General features: G+C 71.9%; 18 protein-coding genes. 12 read left to right on the top strand and 6 right to left on the bottom strand.

What is annotated here, in order from left to right; genetic code table 11:
• The 5 genes from ACMTAK_RS48950 (at position 1) to ACMTAK_RS48970 (ending at position 5,113) form a co-directional block, all read left to right on the top strand.
• Positions 1 to 984 (top strand): ABC transporter substrate-binding protein, encoded by a 984-nt coding sequence (locus ACMTAK_RS48950; protein WP_413812178.1) that lies wholly within the window; start codon positions 1 to 3, stop codon positions 982 to 984.
• On the top strand, positions 981 to 1,799 hold the full coding sequence (locus ACMTAK_RS48955; RefSeq protein ID WP_413812179.1) for an ABC transporter permease: 819 nt from the start codon (positions 981 to 983) through the stop codon (positions 1,797 to 1,799). The genes ACMTAK_RS48950 and ACMTAK_RS48955 overlap by 4 nt, the downstream gene beginning before the upstream one ends.
• Positions 1,796 to 2,620 (top strand): ABC transporter permease, encoded by an 825-nt coding sequence (locus tag ACMTAK_RS48960; RefSeq protein ID WP_413812180.1) that lies wholly within the window; start codon positions 1,796 to 1,798, stop codon positions 2,618 to 2,620. Before ACMTAK_RS48955 ends, ACMTAK_RS48960 begins: the two co-directional genes overlap by 4 nt.
• A 74-nt stretch (positions 2,621 to 2,694) precedes the next feature.
• Positions 2,695 to 4,329 (top strand): benzoylformate decarboxylase, encoded by a 1,635-nt coding sequence (gene mdlC, locus ACMTAK_RS48965; protein WP_413812181.1) that lies wholly within the window; start codon positions 2,695 to 2,697, stop codon positions 4,327 to 4,329.
• A gap of 7 nt (positions 4,330 to 4,336) precedes the next feature.
• Positions 4,337 to 5,113 carry an ABC transporter ATP-binding protein gene (locus ACMTAK_RS48970; protein WP_413812182.1) on the top strand — a complete coding sequence of 259 codons (777 nt, stop codon included), beginning with the start codon at positions 4,337 to 4,339 and terminating at the stop codon, positions 5,111 to 5,113.
• Here the strand turns inward: ACMTAK_RS48970 and ACMTAK_RS48975 are convergent.
• Together ACMTAK_RS48975 and ACMTAK_RS48980 are read right to left on the bottom strand one after the other, a co-directional pair.
• Complete coding sequence (locus tag ACMTAK_RS48975) at positions 5,110 to 7,803, bottom strand: carbohydrate-binding protein (RefSeq protein ID WP_413812183.1); 2,694 nt, start codon at positions 7,801 to 7,803, stop codon at positions 5,110 to 5,112. The genes ACMTAK_RS48970 and ACMTAK_RS48975 overlap by 4 nt on opposite strands.
• Positions 7,804 to 8,090: 287 nt before the next feature.
• Positions 8,091 to 8,822: a DeoR/GlpR family DNA-binding transcription regulator gene (locus tag ACMTAK_RS48980; RefSeq protein WP_413812184.1), complete on the bottom strand. Its 732-nt coding sequence runs from the start codon at positions 8,820 to 8,822 to the stop codon at positions 8,091 to 8,093.
• 42 nt (positions 8,823 to 8,864) lie between these two features.
• Here ACMTAK_RS48980 and ACMTAK_RS48985 point away from each other — a divergent pair, with 42 nt between their 5' ends.
• From ACMTAK_RS48985 to ACMTAK_RS49005, 5 genes are all read left to right on the top strand, one after another.
• Complete coding sequence (locus ACMTAK_RS48985) at positions 8,865 to 9,737, top strand: tagatose 1,6-diphosphate aldolase (RefSeq protein WP_413812185.1); 873 nt, start codon at positions 8,865 to 8,867, stop codon at positions 9,735 to 9,737.
• 28 nt (positions 9,738 to 9,765) lie between these two features.
• Positions 9,766 to 10,683, top strand: coding sequence for a class I mannose-6-phosphate isomerase (locus ACMTAK_RS48990; RefSeq protein WP_413812186.1), 918 nt, complete (start codon positions 9,766 to 9,768; stop codon positions 10,681 to 10,683).
• A 167-nt stretch (positions 10,684 to 10,850) separates the two neighbouring features.
• Positions 10,851 to 11,468: a TetR/AcrR family transcriptional regulator gene (locus ACMTAK_RS48995; protein WP_413813224.1), complete on the top strand. Its 618-nt coding sequence runs from the start codon at positions 10,851 to 10,853 to the stop codon at positions 11,466 to 11,468.
• Positions 11,465 to 11,668, top strand: a complete 204-nt coding sequence (locus ACMTAK_RS49000) for a ferredoxin (protein ID WP_262698309.1) — start codon at positions 11,465 to 11,467, stop codon at positions 11,666 to 11,668. The genes ACMTAK_RS48995 and ACMTAK_RS49000 overlap by 4 nt, the downstream gene beginning before the upstream one ends.
• A gap of 41 nt (positions 11,669 to 11,709) precedes the next feature.
• Positions 11,710 to 12,945 carry a cytochrome P450 gene (locus tag ACMTAK_RS49005; protein WP_413812187.1) on the top strand — a complete coding sequence of 412 codons (1,236 nt, stop codon included), beginning with the start codon at positions 11,710 to 11,712 and terminating at the stop codon, positions 12,943 to 12,945.
• On the opposite strand, the gene ACMTAK_RS49010 is transcribed toward ACMTAK_RS49005, so the two are convergent.
• The 3 genes from ACMTAK_RS49010 to ACMTAK_RS49020 are packed head-to-tail and all read right to left on the bottom strand — an operon-like array spanning position 12,935 to position 15,301.
• Positions 12,935 to 13,213 (bottom strand): non-oxidative hydroxyarylic acid decarboxylases subunit D, encoded by a 279-nt coding sequence (locus ACMTAK_RS49010; protein WP_413812188.1) that lies wholly within the window; start codon positions 13,211 to 13,213, stop codon positions 12,935 to 12,937. The two genes, ACMTAK_RS49005 and ACMTAK_RS49010, sit on opposite strands and share 11 nt — an antisense overlap.
• Positions 13,214 to 13,250: 37 nt before the next feature.
• Positions 13,251 to 14,675 (bottom strand): non-oxidative hydroxyarylic acid decarboxylases subunit C, encoded by a 1,425-nt coding sequence (locus tag ACMTAK_RS49015; RefSeq protein ID WP_413812189.1) that lies wholly within the window; start codon positions 14,673 to 14,675, stop codon positions 13,251 to 13,253.
• A 32-nt stretch (positions 14,676 to 14,707) separates the two neighbouring features.
• Entirely contained in the window at positions 14,708 to 15,301 is a 594-nt protein-coding gene (locus ACMTAK_RS49020) for a non-oxidative hydroxyarylic acid decarboxylases subunit B (RefSeq protein ID WP_413812190.1), read from the bottom strand.
• Between the two features lie 151 nt (positions 15,302 to 15,452).
• Between ACMTAK_RS49020 and ACMTAK_RS49025 the strand changes: the two genes are divergently transcribed.
• Positions 15,453 to 16,343, top strand: a complete 891-nt coding sequence (locus ACMTAK_RS49025) for a helix-turn-helix transcriptional regulator (protein WP_413812191.1) — start codon at positions 15,453 to 15,455, stop codon at positions 16,341 to 16,343.
• Between the two features lie 120 nt (positions 16,344 to 16,463).
• Here ACMTAK_RS49025 and ACMTAK_RS49030 read toward each other — a convergent pair whose 3' ends face one another.
• The gene (locus ACMTAK_RS49030; RefSeq protein WP_413812192.1) at positions 16,464 to 18,524 is read right to left on the bottom strand and encodes a phosphocholine-specific phospholipase C; all 2,061 of its coding nucleotides are present in this window, start codon (positions 18,522 to 18,524) and stop codon (positions 16,464 to 16,466) included.
• Between the two features lie 391 nt (positions 18,525 to 18,915).
• Here ACMTAK_RS49030 and ACMTAK_RS49035 point away from each other — a divergent pair, with 391 nt between their 5' ends.
• Positions 18,916 to 19,722, top strand: a complete 807-nt coding sequence (locus ACMTAK_RS49035) for a SigB/SigF/SigG family RNA polymerase sigma factor (RefSeq protein ID WP_413812193.1) — start codon at positions 18,916 to 18,918, stop codon at positions 19,720 to 19,722.
• Positions 19,723 to 19,738: the final 16 nt, after the last annotated feature.

A 19,738-nucleotide genomic window follows, 5' to 3' on the forward strand; every position in this document is an offset into this window, starting at 1 on the left:
ATGAGAGACCAACTGCGCTTACCCCCGGCAAAGTTGGCCGCGGCCGCCACGGTCACCGCCGTTCTTCTCGCCGGATGCGGCGGCTCCGACGAGGACTCCGGCGCCGGGGGCGGGCCGGAGAAGAAGACGATCACGGTCGCCGGACTGCCGCTCGCGGATGTGGCCGCCCTGCACATCGCCATGGACCGCGAGCTCTTCGAGAAGGAAGGGCTGAACGTCCGCGTCCAGCCAGTCCAGCAGAGCGTCCAGGCGCTGCCCGCGCTCGCTCACGGCCAGGTGGACGTCATCGGCGGCGCCAACTTCGTGACGTTCCTCCAGGCCCGTGAGAAGGGCACCTTGGCGACCCGGGTGCTGGCCGAGGGCGCGCGCAACGCCCCGCACATGATGGAGGTGCTGGTGCCCGCCGACTCCAAGATCAAGGAGCCGCGGGACCTCGAGGGCAAGAAGGTCGCGGTCAACATCCTCAACAACATCCAGTCGCTCACTCTCAACGCCGCCCTCGGCAAGGCCGGAGCCGGCCGGCCCGAGTACCGGCAGGTGCCGTTCCCGCAGATGGGCTCGGTGCTGGAGCGGGGCCAGGTGGACGCCGTGCACGCCGCCGAGCCCTTCGCCACCGCGCTCAAGCGCGAGCTGAAGGCCCGTACGGTGGTCGACGGCAACGCGGCACCCGTCGCCGGACTGCCGCTCAGCGGCTATGTCACCACCGACAGCTTCATCGACAAGTACCCCAAGACCGCCGCCGCCTTCCAGCGAGCCATCTCCGCCGCCCAGGCCGTGGCCGCCAAGGACCGTGGCGCCGTGGAGAAGGCGCTGCCCGGCTATACGAAGATCAAGCCGGCCGAGGCCGCCGCCATCGGCCTGCCCGACTACCCGGCCACCTCCAGCGCCGCCCAGCTGAAGCGGCTCATCTCCCTGATGCGGACGCAGAAGCTGCTCTCCAAGGACCTCGACCCCGCCGCCGTCCTCTACCAGCCCGCCGAGTGAGCCCCGCGACGGCCGGGCGGGCCGGGCGGAAGCGCACCGGGCGGACCAGGAGCGCGCTGCTCGGCGCCGTCGGCGTGCTCGTGGCCTTCGCCGCCTGCGAGGCCCTGGGCCGCTCCGGGATGGTGCGGAGCGCCTTTCTGCCGCCCGCCTCCGAGGTGCTGGTACGGGCCGTCGAACTCGGCGGCGACACCGCCTTCCTGAACGGCGTCGGCGCCACCCTGGAGGCATGGGCCACCGGGCTCGCCCTCGCCTGCGCCCTCGCGATCCCCCTCGGGCTGCTGCTGGGCAGTGTGCCGGTGGCCGCGCAGGCCACGCGGGTGCTGATCGAATTCCTGCGCCCGGTGCCGTCGGTGGCCCTCATCCCCCTGGTGTCGCTGCTGCTCGGCGCCGGAAGCGAGACCACGGTCGCCCTCGTCACCTACGCGTGTGTCTGGCCCGTGCTGTTCAACACCGTCTACGGGCTCGGCGAGACCGATCCACTGGCCAAGGACACGCTGCGCGCCTTCGGCTTCGGGCGGGTCGCCGTCCTGTTGATGGCCGGTCTGCCCTCGGCCGCCCCGTTCATCGCCGCCGGGGTGCGCATCGCGGCGGCCACCGCCCTGATCCTCGCCGTGGCCAGCGAGATCCTCGCCGGATTCGGCGAGGGTCTTGGCACCTTCATCGCCCAGGCGGGCATGGCCACCGACGGCACCCGCGATGTGCTGGCCGGAGTGGTGTGGGCGGGAACGCTCGGCCTCCTCATCAATCTGGCGCTCACCGCGGTCGAACGGCGGCTGTTCCCCTGGGCGCCCGAGCACCGCGGGAGCCGTGCGTGACCGCGCCGGCCACCCCGCTCGGGGCCGCGCGGCGGCTGCCCCGGACCCTCGCGCTGCGGCTCGGTGTCCCGGTGGTGGCGGTGGTGCTGTGGCAACTCGCCGCGCGGGCCCGCGGCAGCGTGTTCTTCCCGACGCCCGCCCGGATCGTCGACCACGGCTACCACCTGTGGTTCTCCGGCCCCGCCGAGCGGGCGTTCCTCACCGACGCGGCGGTCCGCGATCTGCTGCCCAGCCTCGGCCGGGTGCTCGCCGGATTCGCCCTCGCCGCGGCCGGTGGCATCGTGCTGGGGCTCGCTCTGGGCCGCTCGCGCACCGTGTACGCGCTGTGCGATCCGGTCCTGCAGTTCGCCCGCGCCGTGCCCCCGCCCGCGCTGGTGCCCGTCTTCGTCGTGGTCTTCGACCTCGGCACGCCGATGCAGCTCGCCTCCATCGTCTTCGGCGCCATCTGGCCCGTACTGATCAACACGGCCGAGGGGGTCCGCGGCATCGACCCACTGCGGCTGGACGTCGCCGCCACCGTGCGGATGCGGCCGGCCGAGCGGATCGTGCTGCTCTATCTGCCCGCCGCGCTTCCGCGCATCTTCGCCGGGCTGCGGCTGAGCCTGTCGCTCTCGCTCATCCTGATGGTGTTCTCGGAGCTGCTGCCCGGCACCGCCGACGGCATAGGCTTCTCGCTCACCGACGCGCAGACCCGCTCCGATCTGCTCACGGTGTGGGCGGTGATGGTGCTGCTCGGCGCGCTCGGGCATCTGCTCAACAGCGCGCTGCTCGCCGTCGAGCGCCTGGCTCTCGGCAGACACCGCGCGGCGCACCGCACCTGACCACCCGTACGCAGGACACGCCCCATCCAGCAGAGGCAGGACACGCCCCCACACCCAGCAGAGGAGGTGGCCCCATGGCCGGGCCCACCGCCCACCCCCCGACCACCACGGTCCGAGAGGCGGTGCTGGCACTGTGCCGCGCCACCGGGATGACGACCGTCTTCGGCAACCCCGGCTCCACCGAACTGCGGATGTTCCGCGACTGGCCCGAGGACTTCCGCTATGTGCTCGGTCTGCACGAGTCCACCGCCGTCGCCATGGCCGCGGGCCACGCCCTGGGCACCGGGCGCGCGGCGCTGGTCAGCCTGCACTCCGCCGGGGGAGTGGGCCACTCCCTGGGAGCGGTGTTCAACGCCTACCGGGACCGGGTGCCGGTGGTGATCATCGCGGGGCAGCAGTCCCGTGCGCTGCTCCCGCTGCGGCCCTTCCTCGGCGCCGACGAACCGGCCCGGTTCCCGCGCCCTTATGTGAAGTTCAGCAGGCAGCCGGAGCGGGCCGCCGATGTGCCCGCCGCGCTCGCCGAGGCCCACCGCGTCGCCATGAGCCACCCCCGGGGCCCGGTCTTCCTCTCCGTACCGGAGGACGACTGGGACCGCCCCGCCGAGCCGGTCGCCCCGCGCACCGTGCACGGCGGCTACACCGCCGACCCCGCCGCGCTCACCGGCCTCGCCCGAGCACTCGACGCCTCGGCGCGCCCCGCGCTGGTCGTCGGGCCGGGCGTGGACGACGAGCGCGCCGTGCGGGAAGTGGCCGAACTGGCCGAGCGGCTGCGGGCCGCGGTGTGGATCAGCCCGCTCTCCGGACGCTCCGGCTTCGACGAACGCCACCCGCTCTTCCAGGGGTTTCTGCCACCCGTCGCCGACCAGCTGGCGGAGCGGCTGGCCGCCCATGACGTGGTGGTCGCGCTCGGCGCCCCGCTGTTCACCTACCACGTGCACAGCGAGGCCCCGCCGCTCGCCGACGGCACCGAGCTGTACCACCTCGACTGCGACCCGGCACAGGCGGCGTGGCTCCCGGTGGGCACCAGCATCGTCACCACCCTCCGCCCCGCCCTGCGCACCCTCACCGAACTCGTCCGGCCCGCCGACCGGCCCGCGCCACCGCCGCGGCCCGCCCCCGAGCCGCTACCGGCCACTTCGGCGGAGGAGATCTCCCCCGAGCTGGTGATGGACCTGCTGCGCGAGCGGCTGCCCCGGGACACCGTGCTGGTGGAGGAGACCCCCAGCCACCGCGACGCCCTCCACGCCCGCCTCCCCATCAGCGGCGAGGGCCGCTTCCTCACCACCGGCAGCGGCGCGCTGGGCTGGGGGCTGCCGCTCGCGGTCGGCCGCGCCCTCGCGGACGGCGAACGTGTGGTGTGCGTCGTCGGCGACGGCTCGGCGCTCTACTCGGTGCAGGCCCTGTGGACCGCGGCCCGGCACCGCGCCCCGGTGAGCTACGTCCTGCTCGACAACGGCGGCTACAGCGCGGTCAAGGCGCTGGGCCACCGCATCGGCATCGCGCCCGTGCCGGGCACCGACATCGGCGGCGTCGACTTCGCCGCGCTCGCCGGGTCCTTCGGCTGCCCGGCCGAACGTGTGGAGCACCCCGGCCACCTCCCCAAGGCCCTCGACCGGGCCCTCGCCCTCGGCCGCGACGACGGCCCGCTGCTGCTCCAGGTCCACGTCCCCGCCGACGACTCCCCGGCGTACGAGCCCTGGGCCCGGTGAGGCGGGCATGCTGCGGATCGACCGACTCAGCCATCGCTACGGCGACGGCCCCGATGTGCTCCAGGACATCGAACTCACCGTCCCCGACGGGCAGTTGCTCACCCTTGTCGGCCCGTCCGGCTGTGGCAAGTCCACCCTGCTGCGCTGCGTCGCGGGCCTCCTCCGCCCCTCCGCCGGGCGGATCACCCTGGACGGGGAGGTGGTGGACGGCGTCCCGGACCGGCTCGGAGTGGTCTTCCAGGACTACAGCCGCTCGCTCTTCCCCTGGCTCTCGGTGCGGGAGAACGTCGCCCTTCCGCTGCGGCGGCGCGGACTGCCCCGCGCGGAACGCCACGCGGCGGCGGTGGCCATGCTGGAGCAGGTGGGCCTGGCCGACGCCGCCCGCCGCCACCCCTGGCAGCTGTCCGGCGGCATGCAGCAGCGTGTCGCGCTCGCCCGCGCCCTGGCCGCCCGGCCCGCGCTGCTGCTGATGGACGAGCCGTTCGGCGCGCTGGACGCCCAGACCCGGGAGGATCTGGAGGATCTGCTGCTGCGGCTGCACCGGGCCGAGGGAATGACGATTCTGCTGGTCACCCATGACATCGACGAGAGCGTCTATGTGGCGGACCGGGTGGTGGTGCTGGCTCCGGGGCCGGGCCGGGTGCGGGCGGACCTGCCGGTGGCGCTGCCCGCCGAACGCGACCAGATCGCCACCCGGGGGCTGCCGGAGTTCATCGCGCTGCGGACGGAGGTGGGGCGCGCGGTCCGCCAGGGCGCGGCCACGACCCCACCTCCTGGCGGCTAACGCAACGTCAGCCAGTCCACGGCGGCCACCCGGTGGCCACCCGTGGCGACGAGATAGACGTCATGGGAGCCGGTCACCGTACGGGGGAGACGCACCGAACGCTCCCGCCACTCGTCCGTGCCACCGGTCCCGCGCACCGGAAGCGTGGCCGCCACCGGTCCTTCGGGTGAGTCCAGGCGCAGTCGCAGGGCGCAGTCCCCGCAGCCGCCGGACGCCAGCCGCACCGTCAGCGTGTCCGCGCCCGCGCCGAACCGCGCGCCCCGGAAGCCGATCGCGTCCCCCGTTCCGAGGACCGAGGTGGCCGCCTCGCCGCGCTCGACGCCCCGGACCACCCCGGCGCGCTCCGCCTGGAGAGTGGCGGTCGCGTCGGGGCCGTCGGCGTAGAGCCGGATCTCGTTCACCGCCCACGGGTTCTCGCCCGGCTGCGTCAGCTCGATCCGCAGATAGCGGGCGGTGCGCTGCCCGAAGACCGCGTCCTGAGTGAAGGAGCGGCCGCTGACCCGGGCCACCGGCGTCCCCCAGTGCTCACCGTCGCCGCTGACCGAGACGGTGAAGCCGGAGGGGTGTCCGGTGGCGTCAAGACCCGCGTCGATCGCCAGCCGGCCGAAGGTCTTCGCGGTGCCGAGATCCACGGTGAGGGACTGACCGGCGGCCTGGGGAGCGTCCCCCTTCCACTGGGTGGTCTGCACCCCGTCCACGGCGGCCGAGGCATCGGCGCCCCCCGAGGCGGTCGCCTTCCAGCCGTCGTTGCGGACCCGGGTCTCACAGCCCGCCAGCCGGCAGCCGGACGACCAGATGGGCTCGCCGTACTCGTACGCGCCCTGGTCCGGTCCGTCGCCCCGGACCTCGCCGGTCACCCCGTCGACCTTCTCGCCCGCGTCGATGGCGGGGGAGTCCGCGCGCGGCCAGAGTTCGCCGTTGCGCGCGTCGGTGTAGCGCGGATCGGTGGGCGGCAGCAGGTTGTTCCGTACGACGGGGGCGGGGTCGCCGGGGCCGGAGATCTCCATCGGTGTGAGCGCCACGTCGTTGCTCACATACGTCCCCGTGGCGTCGGTCGCACCGCTCAGCCGGACGGCGGCGGTGGAAACGCCCGTGCCGTACGAGGAGTTGTGGTCGCGGTTGCCGAGGCTGACACTGCTGTGGCCGTTGAAGAAGGTGCCACGGGTGCCGGTGTTGTACGCCACGTTGTGGTGCAGCAGGAAGTTGCCGGAGGAGTTGTCGATGTAGTAGCCGACCTGGCCGTCCGCGTCATGCACGGTGTTGTGGTCGACGCTGGTGCCCTTGGCGTCCAGATTGCAGCACACATAGAACGGGCTGCCGTCGCGTGAGGTGCGCATCGCCTCGGAGAGGTCGTTGTAGGCGATCCGGTTGTCGTGGAAGGGCACACCGTTCAGCTGCCAGGCGGTGTCGATACTCGCGCGGCCGGTGCGGCGGATGGTGTTGTGGGTGACGGTCTGGCCATTGCCGTTGACCTCGATACCGGGGGTGTAGCTGCCCATCCAGCCCACGTCGTGGATGTAGTTGCCGGTGACGGTGTTGCCACTGCCGCGCAGCAGCACACCCGTGCCCGCGGAGTAGCCGATGTCGCTGTCGCGCAGGGTGTTGCCCTGGCCGAGGATCTGGACACCGGAGTTCAGCACCCGCGAGGCGACGATGTGGCCCTCGCCGGGCGGTATGGCCAGTTCGTCGTCGCGTGGCATGGGGAGCGTGGAGAACTCCGAGATGTAGCGGGCCCGGAGCCCTTCGACCAGCACACCGGTGCTGTCGGTGCCGGTGCGCAGCGAGGTGCCCCACAGATCGAGGCCGCGGACGGTGACATGGGAGCTGTGCGAGAGGTCCACGCCCCAGCTCTGGTACTTCGCGGTCACGGTGTGGCCCGCGACACCGCCCTTGGGCGGGACCAGATAGAGGCGGCCCGCGTCCTTGTCGTAGTACCACTCACCGGGCTGGTCCAGCGTGGCCTTGGCGCCGACCAGGTAGTAGTTGCGGTAGTTCTGGTCGCCCATGCACAGCGGGGTGCAGCGGTAATTGCCGCCCTTGAAGTCGAGGGCGCCGTCCGACGTGGCGGTCACGGTGCCGGTCTGCTGGCTCCACGGGTTGGAACCGGCCCACAGATGGACGGTGGCGCCGGTGAAGTCGCCGTCCGGCAGATCCGGGTCGTCGATGTGCTGATCGGTGGAGGAGCGCTCGGCCACCGCCCAGGACGGATTGAGCGGATCGGAGCCGGAGTTGGGCCAGCGGCCCTCCATGGCGCGCTCGCCGTCCAGGAACAGCGCGTTCTCGCTGCGGTCGAGCGGGAGGTCCACATCGGCGGCCACCAGACCGCCGCCCGCGTCCTTCCACCCGGTCACAGCCCGCGTCCCGTCCACGGTGACCGGCCCGTCCCCGTACGCCGCCAGGGTGACCGGGGCGTCGGCGCGGCCCGAGGGCGGGGCGACCCGCTCACGGTAGTTCCCGCGGTGGATCAGACAGGTGTCCCCGGGCCCGACCTGCTCGGTGCAGCGGCCGATGGTGCGGAACGGATGGCGTGAGCTGCCGCTGTCGTGGTCGGCGCCCCAGGTGGCGACGTGATACGTACGCCCCTGCTGCCCCTGCCCGCCCTGCGCCGTCGCGGTGCCCGGTAATGCCGCGGTGAAGACGGCCATCGCCGCGGCGACGGCCAGGGATATGCGCCTGAGCGTGGATCTCATCTACCGCCTCCAGTGTTCAGGGTCGACCGAAACTTAGGAGAAACATCGGATGAGGTCAACGGATGGAGGCGAATTCAAGGTTAGGATTGCAGAGATTCTGCGAGACAGATCCGATGTCTCTTTCCGTAAGTCGACTTATTGACACCCTCGCTCGCGTCGTAGCGGGGGCCGGGCATGGAGATGGCGGCGGCGGTCACCGGCGCTCCGCGCGCGGGACGGCCTGGTTACTGCCATTCGCCGGGGCGTACTACAAGGCCAAGGACCGGCTCATGTGAGTCACTGTGTGGTCAGCCGTCCTCGGGGAGATACGGGCCGGTGAGCGTGACGCCGGCCCGTACCAGGGCGTGGGCCAGCTCATCGCCCGGGGGCTGCTCGCTGACCAGCACGTCGATGCGGCTGAGCGGGCAGATCAGGGCCAGCGCCCGGCGCTCGAACTTGGCCGAGTCCGCCAGCACCACGACCCGGGACGCGGAGTCCATCATCTCCTGGATCATCTGGGCCTCCGGGATGTTGGACACCGAAAGTCCCGAGGCGCTGACCCCGCCCACCGCGATCAGGGCGGTGTCCGCGCTCACCCCGGCGGTGTCGGGGAAGCGGATCGGGCCGATGGTGACCAGCGCGGTGGTCCGGCAGCCGCCGCCGAGGACGAACAGATCGCGCAGGGACTGAACCGGGACCATCCCCGGCACCCGCAGATTGTTGGTGACGATCGTCAGCCCCCGGTGGCCGCCGAGCGCGGCCACCGCCGAGAGCACCGTGGTGCCGCCGTTGACGAGCAGCGTCTCATTGTCCCGCACCAGACGGGCGGCGGCGGTTCCGATGGCCTCCTTGGCCTCCCGGCGCTCGTTCATCCGGCCCGTCACCGGGCTGTCCGCCGTGGCCAGTTCGCCCCCGGGCACGGCCCCGCCATGGGTGCGCGCCACCAGCCCGCGCGCCGCCAGATGGTCCAGGTCCCGCCGTACGGTGTCGACCGAGACGGCGAACTCCTTCGCCAGCTTCTGATCTGCGCCCTGGACCATCTCTCGGACTTCGCCGAGCTGCTGGCCCCGGACCCCGGGACGGTGAGCTTCGCGGATGTGGTCCGGGCCAAGGACGCCGTGATCCGGGCCGTCGCGCCCAGCGTGACCGCCGTACTCCTCGACGCCCACTACGGCATCGGCCATCTGACGGCGAGTGGCGCCCTGCCCCGCGACGTCGGTCTGATGGCCAGCATCGAGGACGAGGACTACAGCATCCCCGAGGGGCCGCGCCGCACCCGGCACCGCGAGGGGTGGTCCACCCGGCAGATCAAACTGGCCGGTACCGATGTCGCCAAGCTGCTGTGGTGGTACCGCCCGGACGGCGACCCGGCCACCGCCGAACACCAGCGCCAGGTGGTGCGCGACCTGGTCGCCGAATGTGCCGAGCTGAGCCTGCCCCTGGTCGTGGAGCCCATCTGGTATCCGCTGCCCGGGGAGGACCCCGGCTCGGCGGAGTGGAAGGAGCGGCGGGTCGAGGGCATCATCCGCTCCGCCGTGGACGCCGACCGGCTGGGCGTCGACATGCTCAAGGTGGAGTTCCCGGGCTACGTGGACACCGAGCAGGGGCGGGAGCGTGCCGCGGCCGCCTGCAAGGAGCTGGACTCCTCGGTACGGGTCCCCTGGGTGATCCTCTCCGCGGGGGTGGGCTACGAGGACTTCCGTACCCAGGTGCGGATCTCGGCGCAGGCCGGGGCGTGCGGCTATCTGGCGGGGAGGTCGATCTGGCGGGACGCGGTGTCCACCCATGACCCCGAGGGGCGCGCCAGGGGTATCGAGCAGGCCAGGGGCCGTTTGGACGAACTGAACGCGGTCATCCGTGAGCACGGCAGGCCGTTCCTGCCCGGACGCTCCCTCGGGCAGGCGCTGGACCGCCTGCCCGAGGGATGGTTCCACGACTGGCACCCGGCCGTCTGACGCCCGTCGCGGCCCCGTGACGGGGGCGGTGGGCGGCCCTGACCCGCCCACCACCCCGCGGTTCGCCCAGGCCCCCGCCGGGCTGACCACGCTGCCGGACGGCACCCGGCTGTCCGATGCCGTGGCCGCCGACCCCGGCGCCTGGCTGGGCCCCGAGCACACCGGGGCGTACGGAGCGGACACCGCGCTGCTGGTCAAGCTGCTGGACGCCGGGCAGCGGCTGCCGCTGCACAGCCACCCCGACCGCGCCTTCGCCCGGGCCCATCTGGGCAGCGCCCACGGCAAGACCGAGGCGTGGTTCGTGGTGGACGCGGCCCCGGGCGCGGAGATCCGCATGGGTTTCACCCGCGATGTCACCGCGGACGAGCTGGCGGGCTGGGTGGAGCGCGGAGATACGGAGGCGCTGCACGACGCCGTGCACCGGGTGCCGGTGGCCGCGGGGGACGCGCTGCTGTGCCCCGCCGGGATGCCCCATGCCATCGGAGCGGGCGTGCTGCTGGTGGAGCTTCAGGAGCCCACCGACTTCTCCGTCCTGCTGGAGTGGGAGGGCTATGCGATCGACGGCGCCACCGAGGGCCATCTGGGACTGGGCTTCGGCCGCGCACTGGCCGCCGTGGACCGCGTGGGTGTCGACGCCGCCGCGCTCGCCCGGCTGCGCGGACCCGGCGCGGGTGTGGTCTCCGGCGCCAGTGTGCTGCCACCGGAGGCCGGGAGCTCCTTCCGGGCCGAGCTGTGCCGGGGCGAGCCGACGGCCGCGCTGGACCCGGGCCTCTCGGTACTGGTGGTCCTCGACGGCGCCGGGACGCTCGGCCATGAGCGGGGACGTCCGCTGGCCGTGAGGGCTGGGCAGACCGTGCTGATTCCGTACGCCGCGGGGCACACCGAGCTGTCCGGGCCGGTGAGCGTCCTGCGCTGCCGCCCGCCCGCGCCCGGCACGGCCGGCTGATCGGCGTTCTCCCAAGGGCCCGGCCTCCGGCCGGGCTCTTCAGTCAGTTGCCTTATTTAATTCACGCGTTTTAGAGTGGCCGCGACAGCTCACAGGAACCACGGAGACTGGAGGCCACGGTGACCGACGCACGCACCGTCCGCTCCGCCGGGACCCGCGAGGCCATCATGGCCGCGGCGGAGCGGCTCTACGCCGAGCACGGCCTGGTCGCGGTGTCGAACCGGCAGATCAGCGAGGCGGCCGGGCAGGGCAATGTCGCCGCGGTCGGCTATCACTTCGGCACCAGGGCGGATCTGGTGCGCGCCATCATGCGCAAGCACTCCGAGGCGATCGAGGAGATCCGGCAGCGGATGGTGGAGGAGACCCGCGGCAGCGAGGAGGTCCGGGACTGGGTCGCCTGCCTGGTGTGCCCCGCCACCGAGCACCTGGCCACCCTGGGCGTCCCCTCCTGGTACGCCCGGTTCGCCGTCCAGGTGATGACCGACCCCGTGCTGCGGGCGATCGTCACCGACGAGGCCCTCACCCGGGAGCCGTTGCGGGAGACCCTCTACGGCCTGGGCGGCTGCCTGGACGCGCTGCCCGCCGAGGTGCGGGCCGAACGCGGCGACATGGCCCGCCAGTTGATCACCCACGCCTGTGCCGAACGGGAGCGTGCCCTCGCCGAGGGGACCAGTACGCGCCAGCCGTCCTGGGACGACACGGCCGGCGCGCTCACCGACGCCATCACCGGTCTGCTGCTCGCCCCCGTCACCCGTCGTTCCCCAGCCAAGGAGGCCCGGACATGAAGATCACCGTCGACGAGGAGAAGTGCTGCGGCGCGGGCCAGTGTGTGCTCATCGCGCCCGAGGTGTTCGACCAGCGCGAGGAGGACGGCATCGTCGTGCTGCTCGACGCCGAGCCCGCCGACGGACACCATACGGCCGTCCGGGAGGCCGCGAGCGTCTGCCCGGCCGCCGCGATCCGGCTGAGCGAGTCTCCGGACTGATCAACGCGGGCCCGCTCCCGACCGACCCTCGGAGGAAGACCATGACCACCTCGCCCGTGGCCGACGACGCGTCGGCCGAGATCCCCGACTTCCCCCAGCCGCGCGCCGCGGTCTGCCCCTTCGACCCGTCCCCGGAGCTGCGCGGGCTGGCGAGCTGGGGCCCGCTGACCCGGGTCCGCTCCTGGAACGACAGCACCCCCTGGGTGGTGACCGGCCACGCCGAGCAGAAGACCCTGCTCTCCGACCCCCGGCTCAGCGCCGACTTCTCCCACCCCGGCTTCCCGAGCCCCGTTCCCCACACCGGCGGCGAACGGCCATCCACCGACCTGAGCTTCGTCGGCATGGACGATCCGGAGCATGCCCGGCTGCGCCGCATGGTCAGCGGCGCCTTCACCATCAAGCGGGTCGAGGCGATGCGCCCGGTCGTGCGGGAGATGGTGGACGACTTCATCACCCGCATGCTGGCCGGACCGAAACCGGCCGACCTGGTCCAGGCGCTCGCGCTGCCGCTTCCGTCGCTGGTCATCTCCGAGCTGCTGGGCGTCCCGTACGCGGACCATGAATTCTTCCAGACCAACAGCAAGGTTCTCGTCTCCGCCGTGGCCACGCCCGAGGAGCGGGCCGCCGCGCACACCAACCTGTACGGGTATCTGGACCAGTTGGTGGGGGAGAAGCTCGCCCGGCCCGGTGACGATCTGCTCTCCGGGCTCGCCCAACAGATCACGGCGGGCGAGCTGACCCGCCGTGAGGCCGCCGCGATGGGTGTGCTGCTGCTCCTCGGCGGCCACGAGACCACGGCCAACATGATCACCATGGGGACGCTGCTGCTGCTCCAGCACCCCGAACAGCTCGCCCGCGTCCGCGAGGCCGACGACCCCAAGGTGATCGTCTCCGCGGTGGAGGAACTCCTGCGCTACCTCAGCGTCGTCCACCTCGGGCGCCGCCGGACGGCACTGGAGGACATCGAGATCGCCGGCCGGACCATCCGGGCGGGTGAGGGGGTGATCCTCCTCGGCGAACTGGCCAACCGGGACCCGGCCGTCTTCCCGGACCCGGACCGGCTGGACATCGGCCGGGACGCCCGCCACCACCAGGCGTTCGGCGCGGGCACCCACCACTGTCTCGGTCAGCCGCTGGCCCGGATGGAGCTCCAGGTGGTCTACCCCACCCTGTTCCGCCGCGTCCCCACCCTGCGGATGGCGGCGGAGGTGGCGGATATCCCGTTCAAGTACGACGCGGTGATCTACGGGGTGTACGAACTCCCCGTCACCTGGTAGCCGTTCCGGCTTCGGGCTTGAGCAGCGGCGGAACGGCCGGGACCTCCGGCGCGGCGCCGATGTCCCCGGGCGTCAGCATGAACTCCTCGGGGTAGGCGTCGCGCCGGGTGCGCCGTGCGGGCTCGCTGGTGCGCCACATGTACAGGCACCGTGCGCACTGGAGCACCTCCCAGACGCCGGGGACGGGGGAGCCGGTGATGTGCTCGATCGTCTCGTGGGCACAGCGCGGGCACAGGGAGGCCGGGCGCGGGGGAGTGGTGTCGGACATCCGAAGTCCTTCCATGAGGTGGGGTGGGGTGGTGTGCTCAGCGGGCGGAGGTGAGCTGCCGCAGCCGGGCCAGCCACTCGGCCGTCTCGGGCAGATCGCGCACCTGGGTCCCGTAGTTGCCGCGGTTGTCGGGGGCGACGGGGGTGGTGGCGTCGATGACGAGCTTGTCGGTGATACCGGGCGTGATGGCCTGCGGGGCCAGCTCCAGCACCGACAGATTGGGGATCCGCACCAGATCGCCCGCCGGGTTCATCTTCGTGGACAGCGCCCACATCACCTGGGGGAGGTCGAACGGGTCGACGTCCTCGTCCACCACGATCACGGTGGCGGCGTAGCCGAGGCCGTGCGGCGTGGTCAGCACCCGCATGCCGACGGCCTTGGCGAAGCCGCCGTAGCGCTTCTTGGTGGACACGATGACCACCAGCCCGTGGGTGTACATCGCGTTGACCGCCTGGACCTCGGGGAAGTCGCGGCGCAGCTGCTTGTACAGCGGCACACAGGTGCTGGCCGCGATCAGATAGTCCACCTCGGTCCACGGCATGCCGAGGTAGAGATGCTCGAAGATCGGGGCCGTGCGGTAGGAGATCCGGTCGACCCGGATGACCGGCATGTTCCGGCCGCCGGAGTAGTGGCCGGTGAACTCGCCGAACGGCCCCTCGATCTCCCGCTTGCGGCCCTCGACGACGCCCTCGATGACCACTTCACTGCCCCACGGCACGGGCAGCCCGGTGAGCGGGGCCCGGGAGACCGGGGCGGGGGCGCCGCGCAGGGCGCCGGCCAGCTCGTACTCGTTCTGCTCGTACTCCATCGGGGTGGAGGCCACGATGGAGATCACCGGCTCGTTGCCGAGCGCGATGGCCACGGGCAGGTCTTCGCCCCGCTCCTCGGCGGTGTGCAGATGCTGGGCGATGTCATGCATCGGCACCGGCTGGATGGCGAGCGTGCGCCTGCCCTTGACCTCGATGCGGTAGATGCCGACGTTCTGCTTGCCGCTGTGCTCGGGGTCGGCGGGGTCCTTGGAGATCACGGCCGCCTTGTCGATGTAGAAGCCGCCGTCGCCGTCGTTGAGCCGGATCAGCGGAAGCACCCGGAAGATATCGGCGTCCTCGCCCTCCAGGGTGTTCTCGGCCCACACCGGGTTCTCGCGCCACTCGGGGGCGACCGGGAAGGTGTCCCAGCGGCGGATGAACTCCTCCACCTGCTCCTTGGTGCCGGTCTCCTTGGGCAGCCCGAGCGCGAGCGCGTGATTGGCCCAGGAGCCGTGCACATTGAGCGCGATCCGCGCGTCGGTGAAGCCCTTGACGCGGTCGAAATACAGGGCGGGGGCGTGTCCGCCCAGGCGCGGGGCGGCGTTCGCGGCGGCGGCGATGTCCGGCTCGGGCATCACCTCGTCGTCGATGTGCAGCAGCTGCCCCTCCTTCCGGAGGGCGTCGAGGAAGCCGCGGAAGTCGTCGTAGGCCATGAGAACTCCAAGTGGGGGAGGGGCGGGGGGAATCAGGCGGCGGTGGGCTTCGGGCCGCGGGCGGCGCGCATGCCCGCCCACCGCTTGGCGGCGGGCGCGGGCAGGTCGAACTGGTCGAGGAGGCGGGCCGTGAGGTGGTCGACGATGTCGTCCACCGACCGGGGGTGGTTGTAGAAGGCGGGCATGGGCGGGACCATCCGCACGCCCATCCGGGAGAGCGCCAGCATGTTCTCGAGGTGGATCTCGCTGAGCGGGGTCTCCCTCGGTACGAGGACGAGCCGGCGCCGCTCCTTGAGGACCACGTCCGCGGCGCGGCCCACCAGCCCGTCGGCGTAGCCGGCGCGGATCCCGGCGAGGGTCTTCATCGAGCACGGCGCGATGATCATGCCGTCGGTGCGGAAGGAGCCGGAGGAGATGGTGGCGCCCTGGTCCTCGGGGGAGTGGGTCACATCGGCGAGCCCGGCCACCTCACGGGCGGACTTGCCGGTCTCCAGTTCGATCGTGGTACGCGCCCAGCGGCTGAGGACCAGATGGGTCTCCACCTCGGGCAGCTCGGCCAGCGTCTCCAGCAGCCGGACGCCGAACACGGCCCCCGTTGCTCCTGTCATGCCCACGATCAATCGCACGGCGGCGCGCTCCCTCGGCTGCTCTCGGCGGAATGCTCTCGGTGAAGGGGGAAGCGGTGACCGCAGGGACTCTTTCGGTCACCCGTTCACCACAACGCACTCCACGCTAGATGCGGACCAGGGCACACCAGTCGTACACTGAAGACGCGCTATGGACAGAAACGGACACCGTGATGTCACCGAGGTTCCGTTCCGGCCCTCCGTGGGAGCCCCGCCGGGAGCGGCCGTCCTGGACTTCCCCGGACTCGCCGCCCGCGCCCGGAGCCATGGCCTCGATGTCCACGCCCCGATGCGGCTCGCCTTCCACCAGCTGATCACCGTGCGCTCCGGGACGCTGCGCTGCTCGGTGGACTTCACCGAACACGAGCTGACCGAGGGCGGCTGGATGTGGGTGCGCCCCGGGCAGATCCACCAGTTCCGGTCCGCCCTCGGCGCGGCGGACGGCGCCGCCGTGCTCTTCCCGCCCGGCTATCTCGGCGCCGCCACCGCCGCGGTCGCCCGGCTGGACCGGCCCGCGTCCCGGTCCCCCCTCGTAGTGCCCGAGGGCGCCGATGCCGAGGCCGTCCGTGGCGTCCTGGACCTGCTGGAGAGCGAGTACCGGACGGTGTCCGGGCCGCTGGAGGCGCATGTCGAGGTGGTGCGCCACCTCGTCGCCGTCCTCGTGCTGCGGCTGGCCCATCTGCCCGGCGTCCAGAGCGGGGACACGGCGGGCAGCGAGGCGTTCCGCCGCTTCCAGCGGGCCGTGGAGCGCGACTACACCCGCAGCCACCGGGTGGAGGACTACGCGGACCGGCTGGGCTACAGCGTCCGCACGCTGACCCGGGCCACCCGCGCCACCGTGGGTTGCGGTGCCAAGCGGTTCATCGACGACCGGGTGCTGCTCGAGGCCAAGCGGCTGCTGGTGCACACCGATCTGTCCGCCACGGCCATCGGCGAGCGGCTGGGCTTCCCGGACGCCACTGTCTTCACCAAGTTCTTCCGGCGGCGCTCGGGCGAGACCCCGGCCGGGTTCCGTGTCCGCGCCTCGGGCGCGCGGCGCTGACGGCCCGAGCGCCACAGGGGATGTTGACGGCCCGAGCGCCATATGTGATGGGGAGACGCACCGCGCGCCCGCCCGGCGGGGAGCCGGACGGGCGCGCGACGGGGGACCGGTGGCGGAGGCTCAGTCCGCCGAGAGCGCGGGGTCGCTCATCCCCGCTCGGCCGGTCTCCACATGCCCCGCCAGCCGGCGCAGATAGCCGCTGTCGTGGTCGGAGGCCACCGACAGGTCGTACCACTGGTGGCTGCCCCCGGTCCGCGCGGTGTGCACCACCCGCGCGCCCGGCCGGAGCCGGTAGTTCGCAGGCTTCTCCTTGTGGTAGCCGTCCGTGACGGTGAGCCGCACCGTCGTGTCGCCCTGGTTGACGAGGGCCAGCTCGACCTCACCGGTCGCCCGGTCGTGACGGGCGCTCACCTCGGGGCCCTCCCCGGTGGCGTGGCCGGTGAAGTGGCGCAGGAAACCGGCCGGACCGTGCACCTGGAGGTCATAGGCGCCGTTGTCCGCCGAGGAGCGCTGCCAGCTGCCGGACAGCCGCTTGCCCGCCTCGACGGTGTAGCCCCACGGCCCGCCCCCATGGCTCGCGGAGGTCACGTGGAAGTGCGCGGCGGTGCCCTTGCCGTGGTGGACGAAGTCCACCCGCAGACCGCCGTCGGCGCCGGTCGTGGCATCGGCCGACAGGTCGTACGGCAGCGGCCTGGCAGGGCGCAGCCCGGACTCCTGCCGGGGCAGCGAGGGGTTCGCCGGGAGCGCCGGTACGTAGTCCGGGTGCCGCTCGTTGTCCTTGGGCCGGTAGCCGCTGGTGTTCGGCAGGGCCGGGAACTTCACATCGGTCCGGGAGAAGTCGAAGGCCTCGGTCAGGTCACCGCACACCGCCCGCCGCCACGGCGAGATGTTGGGCTCCTCGACGCCGAAGCGCCGCTCCATGAGGCGGATGACCGAGGTGTGGTCCAGCGTCTGCGAGCACACCCAGCCGCCCTTGCTCCACGGCGACACCACCAGCATCGGCACCCGCTGCCCCAGCCCGTACGGGCCCGCGGGCTGCGAGGAGGAGCCGGGGTACAGCTCCCCGGTGGTCTCCACGGTCGAGGCGCCCCGCTTGGCGGCGGGCGCGTACGGCGGCACCACGTGGTCGAAGAAGCCGTCGTTCTCGTCGTAGGTGATGAGCAGCGCGGTCTTGCTCCACACCTCGGGGTTGGAGGTGAGCGCGTCCAGTACCTGGGCGACGTACCAGGCGCCGTAGTTGGCGGGCCAGTTGGGGTGCTCGGTGAAGGCTTCGGGGGCCGCGATCCAGGAGATCTGCGGCAGCTTCCCGGCCTTCACATCGGCCCGCAGGACGTCGAAGAAGCCGTCGCCGTTCTTGGCGTCGGTACCGGTGCGGGCCTTGTCGTACAGCGGGTCGCCGGGCTTGGCGCCGCGGTACTGGTTGAAGTACAGCAGCGAGTTGTCGCCGTAGTTGCCGCGGTAGGCGTCGTCGATCCAGCCCCAGCCGCCCTCGGCGTCGAGCCCGTCGCCGATGTCCTGGTAGATCTTCCAGGAGATCCCGGCCTTCTCCAGGCGCTCGGGGTAGGTGGTCCAGCCGTAGCCGGCCTCCGCGTTGTCCAGCACCGGGCCGCCGCCCTTGCCGTCATTCCCGGTGTAACCGGACCACAGGTAGTAGCGGTTGGGGTCCGTGGAGCCGATGAACGAGCAGTGATAGGCGTCGCAGATGGTGAAGGCGTCGGCCAGCGCGTAGTGGAACGGAATGTCCTCGCGGGTCAGATACGCCATGGTGGTGGCCGACTTCGAGGGCACCCACTTGTCGTACGCGCCGTCGTTGAACGCCACATGGCCGTCGCCCCAGCCGTGCGGCAGGTCCTGAAGGAATTGCAGCCCGAGGTCGTTCACCTCGGGACGGAAGGGCAGGACTTCCTTGGAGCCGTCGGACTGGTGCCACACCGGCTTGCCGCTCGGCAGCCGCACCGGCCGCGGATCGCCGAATCCCCGTACCCCGCGCAGGGTGCCGAAGTAGTGGTCGAAGGAACGGTTCTCCTGCATCAGCACGACGATGTGCTCGATGTCCCGCAGGCTTCCGGTCCGGCGGTTCGCCGGAATCTCCGCGGCGCGCGCGATGCTGGCGGAGAGGAGGGACATGGCCGTGCCGGTACCGGCAAGTTGCATGAATCTTCGACGGTCTATGGAGGTCATGACGCTCCGGTCTCCTGTGGCGTTCGAAGGGAAGCGGGGGGAACGGTGCAGTCTCTTCCGCCAAGACGGTACGGACAACGGCAGATGGGCGAAACGGCGGGAAAGCCTCCGTAAATCTTGATCGTGGGCCGAATCCTTGTCGCGGGCCCTCCCACATGCCCATACGGCCACGAACCGGACCGGTGTGACGTACGACGCACCGGGTGGACCGGCATCCATGGAGACGAACTCCGTTTCGCTGTGCCGAGGAAGGGCACGCGGACAGTGTGCTTCGGACCGGAGGCACGCCACGGGAGCAGCCCGGCTGCGGAAGGCGTGTTCACGGTCGCCCGAGTTGTCCGGATTGCCAGAACCTGTGGTGACACCGACGACAGCCGAAGGGAGACCGCCCATGACGTCCGCACGAGCGCACCCCCGCACACACCCCAAGCACACCCACGACGACGCCCCCGACACCTCTGCCGACTTCCGCCGGATCGCCGACCTGCCGGACGGTCAGGAGAAGGAGGCCCTGCGACAGGATGTCGTCCGGGCCTGGATGCCGATGGCCGAGCGCATCGCCTCACAGTTCCGCAACCGCGGCGAAAGCCCCGAGGATCTGCGGCAGGTCGCCATGGTCGGCCTCGTCAAGGCGGTCAAGCGCTATGAGCCGGACCGGGGTTCGGCCTTCGAGAGCTACGCCGTCCCGACCGTGGTCGGGGAGGTCAAGCGGCACTTCCGCGACCACATGTGGGGCCTGCACGTCCCGCGCCGGGTCCAGGAGCTGCGCAACCGGGTCCGCACCGCCATCCAGGAGCTGACCCGCTCTCCGGACGACCGTTCGCCCAGCGTCAAGGACATCGCCCGGCACACCGGTATGACCGAGGAGGACGTCCTCGTCGGCATGGAGGCGCTCGACAGCTTCCGCACGCTGTCGCTGGACGCCGCACTGCGTGGCGCCGACGACGGCTACGCACTGGTGGACACCCTCGGCTCCACCGAGTCCTCCTACGAGCGGGTGGTTCAGCGCGAATCCCTCAAGCCGTGCCTGCGCAGGCTTCCCCCGCGCGAGCGGGAGATCCTCTACCTGCGGTTCTTCTGCGACGAGACCCAGAGCCGGATCGCCGATCGGCTCGGCATCTCCCAGATGCATGTCTCCCGGCTCATCAGCCGCACCTGCGCCCGTCTGGGTCAGGAGGTCGGCGCCCGTGCCGCGTGACGCCCATGCCCCCGGC

Origin of the sequence: Streptomyces lacaronensis, from assembly GCF_047337785.1 — a bacterium.
Lineage (GTDB): Bacteria > Actinomycetota > Actinomycetes > Streptomycetales > Streptomycetaceae > Streptomyces > Streptomyces lycopersici.

Bases quoted from the DNA above. Each gene is read 5' to 3' on its own strand.
- ACMTAK_RS48950 (WP_413812178.1), top strand. From the start codon at position 1: ATGAGAGACCAACTGCGCTTACCCCCGGCAAAGTTGGCCGCGGCCGCC.
- mdlC (WP_413812181.1), top strand. From the start codon at position 2,695: ATGGCCGGGCCCACCGCCCACCCCCCGACCACCACGGTCCGAGAGGCG.
- ACMTAK_RS48970 (WP_413812182.1), top strand. From the start codon at position 4,337: ATGCTGCGGATCGACCGACTCAGCCATCGCTACGGCGACGGCCCCGAT.
- ACMTAK_RS48975 (WP_413812183.1), bottom strand. From the start codon at position 7,803: ATGAGATCCACGCTCAGGCGCATATCCCTGGCCGTCGCCGCGGCGATG.
- ACMTAK_RS48980 (WP_413812184.1), bottom strand. From the start codon at position 8,822: ATGGTCCAGGGCGCAGATCAGAAGCTGGCGAAGGAGTTCGCCGTCTCG.
- ACMTAK_RS48995 (WP_413813224.1), top strand. From the start codon at position 10,851: ATGGCCGCGGCGGAGCGGCTCTACGCCGAGCACGGCCTGGTCGCGGTG.
- ACMTAK_RS49000 (WP_262698309.1), top strand. From the start codon at position 11,465: ATGAAGATCACCGTCGACGAGGAGAAGTGCTGCGGCGCGGGCCAGTGT.
- ACMTAK_RS49005 (WP_413812187.1), top strand. From the start codon at position 11,710: ATGACCACCTCGCCCGTGGCCGACGACGCGTCGGCCGAGATCCCCGAC.
- ACMTAK_RS49010 (WP_413812188.1), bottom strand. From the start codon at position 13,213: ATGTCCGACACCACTCCCCCGCGCCCGGCCTCCCTGTGCCCGCGCTGT.
- ACMTAK_RS49015 (WP_413812189.1), bottom strand. From the start codon at position 14,675: ATGGCCTACGACGACTTCCGCGGCTTCCTCGACGCCCTCCGGAAGGAG.
- ACMTAK_RS49025 (WP_413812191.1), top strand. From the start codon at position 15,453: ATGGACAGAAACGGACACCGTGATGTCACCGAGGTTCCGTTCCGGCCC.
- ACMTAK_RS49030 (WP_413812192.1), bottom strand. From the start codon at position 18,524: ATGACCTCCATAGACCGTCGAAGATTCATGCAACTTGCCGGTACCGGC.
- ACMTAK_RS49035 (WP_413812193.1), top strand. From the start codon at position 18,916: ATGACGTCCGCACGAGCGCACCCCCGCACACACCCCAAGCACACCCAC.